General features: G+C 43.7%; 8 protein-coding genes. 6 read left to right on the forward strand and 2 right to left on the reverse strand.

What is annotated here, in order from left to right:
- The first annotated feature begins 2 nt into the window (after positions 1 to 2).
- The 6 genes from H8K33_RS06135 (at position 3) to H8K33_RS06160 (ending at position 6,349) form a co-directional block, all read left to right on the forward strand.
- Positions 3 to 1,133 carry a glutathionylspermidine synthase family protein gene (locus H8K33_RS06135; protein WP_186890108.1) on the forward strand — a complete coding sequence of 377 codons (1,131 nt, stop codon included), beginning with the start codon at positions 3 to 5 and terminating at the stop codon, positions 1,131 to 1,133.
- Between the two features lie 57 nt (positions 1,134 to 1,190).
- On the forward strand, positions 1,191 to 1,598 hold the full coding sequence (locus tag H8K33_RS06140; RefSeq protein WP_186890109.1) for a DUF350 domain-containing protein: 408 nt from the start codon (positions 1,191 to 1,193) through the stop codon (positions 1,596 to 1,598).
- A gap of 36 nt (positions 1,599 to 1,634) precedes the next feature.
- Positions 1,635 to 2,360 carry a 16S rRNA (uracil(1498)-N(3))-methyltransferase gene (locus H8K33_RS06145; RefSeq protein ID WP_186890110.1) on the forward strand — a complete coding sequence of 242 codons (726 nt, stop codon included), beginning with the start codon at positions 1,635 to 1,637 and terminating at the stop codon, positions 2,358 to 2,360.
- Between the two features lie 39 nt (positions 2,361 to 2,399).
- Entirely contained in the window at positions 2,400 to 3,002 is a 603-nt protein-coding gene (locus tag H8K33_RS06150) for a hypothetical protein (RefSeq protein ID WP_222613310.1), read from the forward strand.
- 266 nt (positions 3,003 to 3,268) lie between these two features.
- Positions 3,269 to 4,639 (forward strand): peptidylprolyl isomerase, encoded by a 1,371-nt coding sequence (locus H8K33_RS06155; RefSeq protein WP_186890111.1) that lies wholly within the window; start codon positions 3,269 to 3,271, stop codon positions 4,637 to 4,639.
- A 567-nt stretch (positions 4,640 to 5,206) separates the two neighbouring features.
- Entirely contained in the window at positions 5,207 to 6,349 is a 1,143-nt protein-coding gene (locus H8K33_RS06160) for a methyltransferase (RefSeq protein WP_186890112.1), read from the forward strand.
- A 268-nt stretch (positions 6,350 to 6,617) separates the two neighbouring features.
- Here H8K33_RS06160 and H8K33_RS06165 read toward each other — a convergent pair whose 3' ends face one another.
- Together H8K33_RS06165 and H8K33_RS06170 are read right to left on the reverse strand one after the other, a co-directional pair.
- Positions 6,618 to 8,807, reverse strand: coding sequence for a M4 family metallopeptidase (locus H8K33_RS06165; protein WP_222613311.1), 2,190 nt, complete (start codon positions 8,805 to 8,807; stop codon positions 6,618 to 6,620).
- 902 nt (positions 8,808 to 9,709) lie between these two features.
- Positions 9,710 to 12,019 (reverse strand): NADP-dependent malic enzyme, encoded by a 2,310-nt coding sequence (locus H8K33_RS06170; RefSeq protein ID WP_186890114.1) that lies wholly within the window; start codon positions 12,017 to 12,019, stop codon positions 9,710 to 9,712.
- Between the last annotated feature and the right edge of the window lie 53 nt (positions 12,020 to 12,072).

Here is a 12,072-nt window from a genome sequence, read left to right on the forward strand (position 1 = left end):
ACATGATTCGTGAATCATTAACGCCACGTTCGAACTGGCAACGACAATTCGAAGATCTGGGGTTTAGCTATCACTCAATTGATGGCTTGTACTGGGACGAACGCTACGCTTATCGCTTCAGCGCAGCACAAATTGACGTCTTAGAACAAGCAACCATAGACCTGCACCAAATGAGCCTGCAAGCTGTTGATCATGTCATTCGTCAAGGACAGATCGAACGCTTTGCGATCCCAGAAGCTTTCTGGTCACAAGTCGAAGAAAGCTGGCGCGACAAAGAATTTTCGCTATTCGGCCGTTTTGATTTAAGCTGGAACGGCACTGGTGCACCTAAAATGTTGGAGTACAACGCCGACACGCCAACTGGCTTGGTCGAGTCCTCAGTTGCGCAATGGTATTGGTTGCAAGATGTCCATCCCAACGCCGATCAATTTAATTCATTACACGAAAAGCTAATCGATCAATGGAAGAAGTTTGATGGCAAAGGTGTGTTGCATTTTGTCTGCGCAGATAGCGAAGAGGATATCGGCAATCTATCTTATTTGCGTGATACGGCAATTCAAGCTGGATTTGCGACCAAACAAAATAGCATTAGCGATCTGGGTTGGGACGAAGCAAATGCAGAATTAGTCGATGACAATGATGTAAAAATAGAGAACTTATTCAAGCTCTATCCTTGGGAATGGTTATGTCGAGAACAATTCGCCACCCATTTACTAAGCCGCCCTGCCCGCATCATAGAACCTGCATGGAAAATGCTTTTATCTAACAAAGCCATTTTGCCAGTGCTTTGGGAATTATTTCCCGATCACCCCAATCTATTGCCAGCCTACGCAGAAGCATGGCGCATTAGCGGCAATTTTGTGAAGAAACCTTTGCTATCACGCGAAGGAGAAAACATTTCCATCTATGCTGATGGCAATGTCATGCATACTGAAGGCGAATACGGACAAGAAGGATTTATCTATCAAGCCTATGCACCACAACCCAAATTTGATGATGGCATTACGCCTGCATATACCTCGATTGGTTCTTGGGTGGTTGGCGATGAGGCTGCAGGCATAGGCATACGAGAAGACGAAACTTTGATTACAAAAAATACCAGCCGCTTTGTCCCACATTATTTTATCGACTAATTTTTCGACTGAATTACACCATCAAACAAACATCTACTACGGATTAGAAAGTACATCATGAGCGCACAATTTTTAGCCTATGGCTTCCCTGCTTTTATAAGCCACTTTGGTTCGGCACTGGCATTTTTATTTGTCTTTATCGCGATTTATATTCGCATCACTCCCTACAAGGAAATTGCCTTAATCCGCGAAGGCAATACCGCCGCCTCGGCCAGCTTATCAGGCGCGGTTTTAGGTTATTGCATTGCCTTAGCATCCTCAGTTGCACATAGCGTCGATTTGCCTGATATGCTGATTTGGAGTGCGATTGCTTTGGTCATACAATTACTGGCCTTTGTCATTGCCCGGATTTTATTACCCGACCTCGTCAAGGATGTACCAAACAATAAGCTAGCATCTGGTATTTTCTTAGGCGCTTTGAGTTTAGGAATGGGCATACTGAACGCGGCCTGCCAATCTTATTGATTTAATCCTTTAAGCTAACCTATTCAAAAACATCTCATGTCTCGTTTTTTCTGCCCTCTTCCACTGACTATCGGCGCGCAAATTGATCTGCCTGCTGATACTGCTCATCATATTTTTGTATTACGTTTAAACATCGGTGAGCATGTCGAACTTTTTAATGGTGAGGGTGGTAGCTACCTAGCAACGCTCACATCGATCAACAAAAAACAGGTCAGTGCCGAAGTCAAAGTTTTTTTGCCAGAGGAAGTCGAATTAGCTTTCAATTTAAGCCTCGCGCAAGCATTACCAGAAGCGTCAAAAATGGATTGGATCATCGAAAAAGCCATCGAACTTGGCGTCAACCATATTCAACCGTTGGCGGCACAACGCAGCGTGGTTAAATTGAATCCAGAACGTGCGGAGAAGAAAAAACAGCACTGGCAAGGCATCATACAAAGCGCCACAGAACAATGCGGCCGTAAGCGCGTAGCCCATCTGGCTGAGCTGGTCGATGTGCAAAAATGGTTGATGCAACAGGATATGCACAAACGAATTCTGCTATCTCCACGTGCCGATCAGTCTTTGTTTGATTGGACCAGACATCATCCGGCGCAAGCATTGACCATCATGGTTGGACCTGAAGGCGGGTTCTCCGATAGTGAAGAGCAACTCGCGATCAAACAAGGCGCAATCATGTTGAGCATGGGACCACGCGTACTCAGAACAGAAACCGCCGGGCTCGCTGCAATTAGCGTCATCAGTGCTGCATGGGGCTGCATGTAAATACTCGATCAACATCAAATTATGCTATTAAATAAAAATATGAAAAACTACTTCTTACCTGCGCTACTTACTTTCTTCGTCGGACAAGCTAGCTTAGTGCAAGCGCAAGTCAAACAAGAAGCACCACTGGTCTCCATCTCTACACATGATGCGTTCTTCGATCAACTGCGCCAACTATGTGGCAAAGCTTTTGAAGGAAAAGTCGCTGTTGACAATCCAAAATCTGAAGGCTTCGAAGGAAGACTTGTGATGCACGTACGCAAATGTACCGATACGCAATTGCAGATTCCATTTCATGTAGGCGACAATCATTCGCGCACGTGGATCATTACAAAAACTGGCTCCGGCCTCTCACTCAAGCACGACCACCGCCACGCCGACGGTAGTCATGATGCACAAACTATGTATGGCGGACATACGCTGGATGCAGGCTGGAATAACGTACAATCCTTCCCTGCGGATCAGTATTCGAAAGAATTATTTGCTCGCTTAGGCGGTGCTCAGTCAATCACCAATGTTTGGCAAATATTTATTTATCCAACTAGTTTTAGTTATCGTTTAACACGGGAAGGACGTGAATTCCGAGTAAATTTCGATCTCACAAAGCCAGTTGGAATCCCTCAAACACCTTGGGGATATTGAGTCATCATGCCAACAAAAAGATATGGCTAACGACTAATTAATTATTTGCATATTTAGCCGTAGAAAAATTCCTTTACCCGTCACTTATACAGAAGCCATAAACGCGGAAACATTTCTTAATTAGCTTAACTTGGCACTTTGTTTCTTAAATAACAAAAGAAGTCACTTCAAGACAATACTGAAGGTTCAAATTCATTTCTTGAGAAGTCACCTAATTTCATCGCTATAATGCCTGTTTTAAGTCAATTTAATACGGACTAACTGCGATGAAATTCATAAAAAAAGATGCGTTATTGGCGAGTATAGTTTTAGGGCTTGCTCTCACACTCAGCGGCTGTAGTGGTGGTAATAATGAAGTCGAATCAAACTCTATTGCCTTAAGCAGTCCACCAAGTGCGGCGCCTGCCGATACAACCACTGTTGATGCATCTCGAAATGTGTATGCAATTAAGCGCAGTAGCTTAGGATTTTCGCTGGTAAACAAGGGTATCGCTGGTGGCGTAACGAATTTATCCTCAAGCCAAACCGTCATCAAATTCAATGACTTTACCGTCAATCTTTTAGCCGGGGATAAATCTAAAACGATTGCACGGCATGATTTAAATATGCTCATTGAGCTTTACATTGCCTTCTTTAATCGAGTACCAGATGCAGAAGGAATGATTTATTGGATAGAAACAATTAAGGCTGGTCGGACGATAGAGCAACTGGCTGACAATTTCTATACCGCTGCAATTGAAGCACCGGCAGACACGGGGTATTCGGCGAATATGAATACCGAAGAGTTTATACGGAAAATTTATAAAAACGTCTTGGGGCGCGATGAAGTCGATCAAGGTGGTCTTGAATACTGGTCCTCTGAAATCAATAGCGGTGGCAAATCTCGCGGAAATCTGATTCGTGACATTATCAATGCGGCTCATAGTTTTAAAAATGATACTGAGTACGGCTGGGTCGCGGATCTGCTAGATAACAAAGTGATCGTCGGCACTTACTTTTCTATCCAACAAGGTCTAAATTACAATACGCGAAGTGAGTCAATCACAAGGGGAATGAAAATCGCAGGCATGGTAAAACCGAACGATATCTCCGCTGCGATAAATGAAATCGGTATCACGGACAGCGCACTGGATTTAAGAAATCCACAGCCGATACCGCAAGTAACAATCAGTACTTCGATGGGAGATATTTTAGTTGAGCTTAATCCTGAGAAAGCGCCAATCACCGTCACTAATTTTTTACGTTATACCGATGTCGGATTTTATAGTAATAAAATTTTTCATCGTGTCATCAGTAACTTTATGATCCAAGGTGGTGGCTTTACCACAAGCCTTGTTCAATCTTCCACTTATGCACCAATACAGCTAGAGGTAAATAAGGGCCTGAGCAATGTGCGCGGTTCCATTGCAATGGCACGTACCAATGTATTTGATTCTGCAACGGCACAATTTTTCATCAATGTTGAGGACAATATTCTATTAGATACCAACGGTGGTGGTTATGCCGTCTTTGGACGTGTCATCGCTGGCATGGATATCGTCGACAAGATCAAAGTCGTACCAACCACCACATATGGGGGGCTAGAAAATCTGCCAACAACACCTGTGTTGATTGTATCTGTGACACGCGCCAACTAAGTACACGTTCATAGGAACACGGTGAATGAAAATCACTATAAGGGTACAGTGCACTCACGCTGTACCTTTTTTTCCAATAAACTGTAATTTACATGTGCACATATTGTTCGCATTTATTTAAAACGCTTATTTAAAAACGTTTTTATTTACATTAAGCGCAAGTGTCACATGAAACATCATGGGCTTAATCTATGTTGCATTTGATTCGCAGGGGATATAGGACAAGCATCAGATGGATTCTCAAAGTCAATTGACCTCAGCGGTTTTAGTCCAAGTTAATCGACCACAAATTAATGGTGTACTTTAAAACGCTAATACCACTTCTCGAAATGTGAATTTGTTTGAAGTTATCGAGAAATCAGAAAAATTTCAGAAGTTACTTCCCCCTCTGTTAAAACTGCCTCAGCCAAGTCAAACTTTCAAAATTTCGATGCAACTCGGGGACATCAGTTTTTTTCTATTCCTCCGCTTGATTTGTTACACTGCCGACTAATCAATCACCATCACAGCAGTACATGTGCAAACTTCCTCACAAAATTTGCACTATTCATCGAACAGGTATTTCACATGAATTCCCCATCGCCAGTAATCAACTGGATAGAAAATCAAGAAACACATAGCTTAATCTGGCATTCTGAAAACGGTAGCCCAGCACCCAAGCGAGTACAGATCGCAGACGACACCATGAACGCAGAAAGCGCCTATCGTTTGGCGTGTGAGGGAACCGCTTTGCTCTGGCGTGGTGATTTTCAGAATGCGAAAAACCTATTGCAAGCAATTGCGAGAAGAATCGATAAAAAACCTACAAAAGCAAAAAAGATTTCGGCACCGGCAACAATTGGCGCACAAATATTTCACTTACATCGACAGGCACAAGCACAACGAGCACGTGTATTAGCAATGCTCATTATCCCTGTTAACGCTGATTTCTCTATTCCTTTACGACGAGCACCTGATATCAAGCAAGCTTGTGACGAGGCTTATGGCAAAGTAGAACAAGCTTTTGCAGTTTCTTTACGCGAATTATTGGGCATCATTGGTGCCCATGAGTGGCGTAAGAATGGCGTGGAAATTCCTGCATTGAATGCAAAAATTCATCCTTATTACGGCGTATTTTCCCCAGTACGCGGTGAATACTTAGAATTATTAGCGAAAGCCCCACTACCTTCGACCACATTAGCCTTCGATATTGGTACTGGCACTGGCGTAATTGCAGCAGTATTGGCTAAGCGTGGCATCCAAAAAATCATCGCCACCGATCAAGATCCGCGCGCTTTAAGCTGCGCGGCTGACAATCTTCAAAGATTAGCGCTATCGGCACAGGTAGACTTAATCAGGGCGGACTTATTTCCTGAAGGACGTGCGCCGTTAATTGTGTGCAATCCCCCTTGGATTCCAGCCCGACCCAATGCGGCAATTGAACATGCAATTTATGACCCAGAGAGTCGTATGCTACGCAGTTTCCTGGCTGGAGTAGCAAATCATTTGGAGCCAACAGGAGAAGCATGGTTGATTATGTCTGATCTTGCCGAACACTTAGGCTTACGCAGTACACAAGATTTCTGGACATGGATAGACACCGGTGGTCTTAGTGTTATCGCTAAAATGGACATTCGTCCACAACATGCAAAAAGTCGCGATACAGACGACCCTTTACATCAAGCACGCAAGGCTGAGGTGACGTCACTATGGCGCTTAGGTTTAAAATGAAAAGCTACATTATCAAAATCATTTAACACCAGCTTGTAATCACTTTGACTCCTGAATTAGTTTGATTTCATTGATACCTCTTCCGATCACGAAGAAAGCTATCAATCTATTGCAGGACGGGTCGCAAACAACGAAAAAGCCGTCGATTTTGTCGACGGCTTTTTTGATCTAAACAATCTGATCCAAAGTCACAGGAGTAAATTGTCGCTATTAGACAGATACAAAATCACATCTGTCTAATTATTACTCGCTATAGACCGTCCACAGATTACTGCACTACCGCTTTTACACTTGCACCGCTTACTGCTGCATAAGCATTCACTAATAAGTAGTAAGTACCAGCCGCTGGTGCGCTGAATGTGATCGTTTCTGTATTCGTAGAACCGTCAGATTTCTTCGTGTAACTAGTAGTTGTAGGTGCCGTAGTCATACGCGCATACAAATCACCATCGCCAGTGCCGCCAGACAAAGTGAATGTCAAGCTTGTTTTGCCTGACGGAACCACGATACTGTAGACCTTAGATGCACTTTTCGCCAAAGCAACACTTTGAGCAACACCGCTTACCAAGACATTACCAGTTGGAGGCGTTGTGCCAGTTTGATAGCTAGCTACAATTGATGCACCACTTACTGCTGCATAGGCATTTGCCAATAAATGGTAAGTACCCGCTGTTGGCGCTGCAATAGTAATGGTTTCTGCATTTGTAGAACCATCAGATTTTGCCAAGTAAGAAGTCGTTGTTGGCGCAGAACCCAATTTCGTATACAGATCACCGTCACCAGTACCACCAGTCATTTTGAACGTCAAATTCGTCGCACCAGTTGGCACTACAAAAGTGTACGCCGCGCTTTGTCCGGTAGCAGCAGAGAAGGTTTTTGCGACATCTTTAGTCAACACACCACCGGTTGGAGGAGGCGTTGTACCACCACAGCCACCTGTGACACCAACGGAAGCAAATGCTGCAGTCACATCAGCCACCGCGTAACCACGATTGATCGCTGCTTTTTCTACACCGCATGCGCCTTGATTAAAGGTGCTGTTTGCAGTCCAATACAAACGATTCGCATCCGCCATAATTTCAAATGCTTTACGCACTGTCCAACCAGACTTAGTTGCCAACAGGTAAAAAGCTTTGTTAAAGACGCCGCTAGAATGATGAACATCCATGCTGCTTGTGAACTTACTTGCATGACCGATTGAGATACCGTCGAGTTCTGGATTATCCATATGGCGCATAGCACCAGAACCTTTTTTGATATCATCACCAACTTTAAAAGTACCTGTTCCGCGCATGTACCAAGAAGCCGCTTCACCAGCCATATCTGAAAACGCTTCGTTCATGCCACCAGACATACCTGAGTACACTAAGCCAGAGTTTTGTTCAGTAAAACCATGACTAACCTCATGCGCCGTCACACCCAAAGAGACTAATGGATGGAAAGTAGAACCACCATCACCATAGCTCATTGCGGAACCATCCCAGAATGCATTCTCATAGTTGTTACCGTAGTGAATACGCATTTGCAATTTGCCGGAGATCGGACGCAAGCCTAACCAGTCTTGGTACATGTTGAACACAACGTTGCCAAAAAAATGACCGTCGTTCAAAGGAGAGTATGCACCGTTGATTGTCTTAAATGTATTCGTTGGGCAAGTAAATTTATACAGAGTACCAGAACCAGATGTCGCATGGTTCATGTTGTAAGTATCCACGTTCGGACTAGTCATTTGACATGTGCTAGACACATTCAATGGACCGTAAGTGGAGCCGCTACCTGCTGGACCGTATGTATATTGGCCAATACGTTGGTTCCCGCCTGGGCCGCCAGCGTCCAAGTGCGTAATACCTTCCCACTGTTCCAACACCGCGCCAGTGTTGGCGTCAATCAGGGCATGTGGACGACTCGGCGTTCCGTCTGCAGCAATCGTGAGATAGGAAGTCAGATATACTAATTTAGCAACGCCATTTGATGCTTGCTTAACAAAAAGTTTTGTTTGTTCATTAGAAGTACCGCTAGCGCGTTTGGCATTTTTTAATAAACCAAGTGCTTGGGTAGCAGAGTACAAAGGCTTAACAGATGGGATATCATTTGTTAAGTTACTCAACATCGCACCGTGAAACGAACGAGCTGAAGATGAGACTATCGATTGCGTACTGTCTGCATGTTCAACAATCACTTCCCCCCAGACAGGCACACCTTGATGCAACTGCTCGTAACGAGTAACGACTTTGTTACCGTACTTTTGACTGCGTAAGGCTTTCAAATCACCTACATTCAAGCCCAACACTTCGTGTGCTCGGGCAGAAGCATTACTTGACGCCGATACAATTGACTTGTTTTTTGCGGAATTACTTGCGCCTGCACTCAAATCGATACGATCCGCAGCTGAGACACCAAACGATGCAGCCACCAACGCTGCCAAAATTGTTGGACGCAATACAGCTTCTAATTTCATACTTTTTTTCATCTTGTTCCCTACCTTCTAGTCGAAAAACTCCCTAAGTATTAATTTGACTAAAGCTTGTGACCTCAGTCCCCATTTTTATTGCCAAATTTTCTACAGCTATTATGGGTTGTAGTGGCAATACGCTCTTCTTATTTAAAATTGTCGCCAATTTCTACAATTTTTAGACAATTTGATGTGGCGAATGCAAGTAGAACAGAGCTGAGAGGTCTTGGAAACATGTTTAATTAATCATTAAAATAATTTAAAATATTTACACAAATACCACCACAGAATAATATTCAAGAAATACTTAAAAAAACGAAGAAAAAATCAAAAAAAGTGAATAAGCCGAAGTTTTTAAACTACGATTACATCTATTTTTATCACAGATATTTATACCAATTAATAGGAAGCAAAAAAACAACGTTGCAAGTGGTATTGTCGAATTTAAGTCGACATTGCATTTCCCGAAGGTAATAAATTTCCCATCCTCAATATTCCATGAAGTGGTATTAGACAAAAACAATTTACTAAAAAGAATAAAATCAAAAAGACATCGTTACAGTACAGTCAAATTAAAACTGAGCAAGATTCTATTTTTGATCTCGGTTTCGGCCTCTAAAACGCTAACGAAACACTTTTCGCGAAAGTAACAATCGTGTTGCCAGACATGGGTTCTACACACTTAAGGGGGATTTACTTAACCGCACTTACAAGTGCTTGTGGCTTGCAATATTCACAAAACCAATAAGAAAGACTGTTTGATCACCTCAAAGAAAAACGACCCAATCGAAAATTCGACCGGGTCGTCAAGATAAAACTAAATGGATATGCAACTTTTAAATTGGAAAACTTTCTTAACTAAACTACATCAGCCCATCCAGTGTCAATTTCCTGCATGTTAAAACTTTTTAGCGCTGCGCTACCGCATCAACGACACATAAAGCAGTCATATTAACAATACGACGAACTGTTGCTGATGATGTCAAAATATGTACAGGCTTTGCACAACCTAACAAAATTGGTCCGATGGCGATGTTATTACCAGCGGCGGTTTTCAATAAGTTATACGCGATGTTTGCCGCGTCAATATTTGGCATCACTAACAGATTTGCATCGCCTTTCAAGGTCGACCCTGGCATCATTTTTTGGCGATACTCAGAATCTAGCGCGGTGTCGCCATGCATTTCGCCATCGATTTCTAGATCTGGCGCATCGCGTTGAACGATCGCTAAGGCCGAACGCATTTTCTTGGCTGATTCGCTATTACTAGAACCAAAATTAGAATGCGACAGCAAAGCGGCTTTGGGCTGTATCCCGAAACGACGCATTTCTTCTGCCGCCAAAATTGTAATTTCTGCGATTTGCTCTGCCGTTGGATTCTCATTGATATGCGTATCCACCAACACCAGTTGACGATCAGGTAAAACCAGACCATTCATCGCTGCATACACGTTAACACCAGCGCGCTTGCCCAACACTTGATTAATGTAGAACAGGTGTAAGCTGCCAATCCCAAAGGTGCCACAAATCATGCCATCGGCATCGCCTTTATGCACCATCATGGAACCAATTAAAGTGTGACGACGGCGCATTTCTAATTTGGCGTATTGCTCAGTGATCCCTTGACGGCAAGTCATCTGATGATAGGTCTGCCAGTAATCACGATAGCGCGCATCCATCTCCGGATTAATCGCCTCAAAATCGATGCCCGCGCGCAAACGCAAACCAAATTTTTCTATACGTTTTTCAAGAATATGTGGACGTCCCACCAAAATCGGTTTCGCCAATTTTTCATCGACGACCACTTGCACCGCACGCAAGACACGTTCTTCTTCCCCTTCCGCGAACACGATGCGTTTGCGAGAATCTGGTGCTTTTTTCGCGATTTGGAATAATGGCTTCATGAAGGTACCGCTGTGGTACACAAATTGTTGCAATTTATCGCTGTAGGCTTGCATGTCTTGAATTGGACGGGCTGCGACACCGCATTCCTCCGCCGCTTTGGCAACCGCAGGCGCAATTTTAATCATCAAGCGTGGATCAAACGGCTTAGGAATTAAATACTCTGGGCCGAAAGATAAGTTAGAAATACCATATGCCGAAGCGACGACATCAGATTGTTCCGCTTGCGCCAAATCAGCAATCGCATGGACGACTGCAATTTCCATCTCACGCGTAATCGTAGTCGCACCGCAATCGAGAGCGCCACGGAAAATGTAGGGGAAACACAGGACATTATTTACTTGATTGGGAAAGTCAGAGCGACCCGTTGCCATCACAGCATCATCACGCACTGCTTTCACTTCTTCTGGCAAAATTTCTGGGGTTGGATTCGCGAGTGCAAGAATCAATGGACGTGCCGCCATTACTTTCACCATGTCTTGCTTCAATACGCCACCAGCAGACAAACCTAGGAAAATATCCGCATCGGCGATCACTTCTTTCAAACTACGAGCGGATGTTTCTTGCGCGAAGCGTTCTTTGTCAGGATCCATCAACTCGGCGCGTCCTTTATAGACGACACCGGCTAAATCGGTGACAAAAATGTTTTCAATCGGGAAACCAAGATCCACGATCAAATCTAAACATGCCAAGGCCGCAGCACCAGCACCAGAGACGACTAACTTACATTTTTTCAGATCTTTATTAACGACTTTCAGACCATTTAAGATCGCAGCACCTACAATGATTGCTGTTCCATGTTGATCATCGTGAAACACAGGAATTTTCATCTTGTCGCGTAATTTGCGTTCGATATAGAAGCATTCAGGTGCTTTAATATCTTCCAGATTAATGCCGCCAAAAGTTGGCTCTAGCGAAGCAATGATATCGACCAGTTTGTCTGGATCAGATTCATTGATCTCAATATCAAAGACATCAATCCCAGCAAACTTCTTAAATAGAACGCCCTTACCTTCCATCACTGGTTTGGATGCCAATGGACCGATATTCCCAAGTCCCAACACCGCGGTGCCATTAGTAATGACACCCACCAAATTTCCACGCGCTGTGTACTTAAAAGCCGCAGCTGGATCAGCCACAATTTCTTCGCAGGGAGACGCCACACCAGGTGAATAAGCAAGCGCCAGATCACGTTGATTCGTTAATTGTTTGGTGGGAGTGACACTGATTTTGCCCGGAGTCGGAAATTCGTGATACTCCAAAGCAGCTTGACGTAATTGTTGACGAAGTAATTCTTTTTGTTCTGGCGAATCCATGCGAGTCAATTCCTTCTTTATGCAAACTGATACAAACAAATAGGGGGTTAATG

The organism is Affinundibacterium amnicola (assembly GCF_014284275.1).
Taxonomy (GTDB): domain Bacteria; phylum Pseudomonadota; class Gammaproteobacteria; order Burkholderiales; family Burkholderiaceae_D; genus Undibacterium; species Undibacterium amnicola.

Coding starts and splice junctions, on each gene's coding strand:
- H8K33_RS06155 (WP_186890111.1), top strand. CDS start 3,269: ATGAAATTCATAAAAAAAGATGCGTTATTGGCGAGTATAGTTTTAGGG.
- H8K33_RS06140 (WP_186890109.1), top strand. CDS start 1,191: ATGAGCGCACAATTTTTAGCCTATGGCTTCCCTGCTTTTATAAGCCAC.
- H8K33_RS06150 (WP_222613310.1), top strand. CDS start 2,400: ATGAAAAACTACTTCTTACCTGCGCTACTTACTTTCTTCGTCGGACAA.
- H8K33_RS06160 (WP_186890112.1), top strand. CDS start 5,207: ATGAATTCCCCATCGCCAGTAATCAACTGGATAGAAAATCAAGAAACA.
- H8K33_RS06135 (WP_186890108.1), top strand. CDS start 3: ATGATTCGTGAATCATTAACGCCACGTTCGAACTGGCAACGACAATTC.
- H8K33_RS06145 (WP_186890110.1), top strand. CDS start 1,635: ATGTCTCGTTTTTTCTGCCCTCTTCCACTGACTATCGGCGCGCAAATT.
- H8K33_RS06165 (WP_222613311.1), bottom strand. CDS start 8,807: ATGAAATTAGAAGCTGTATTGCGTCCAACAATTTTGGCAGCGTTGGTG.
- H8K33_RS06170 (WP_186890114.1), bottom strand. CDS start 12,019: ATGGATTCGCCAGAACAAAAAGAATTACTTCGTCAACAATTACGTCAA.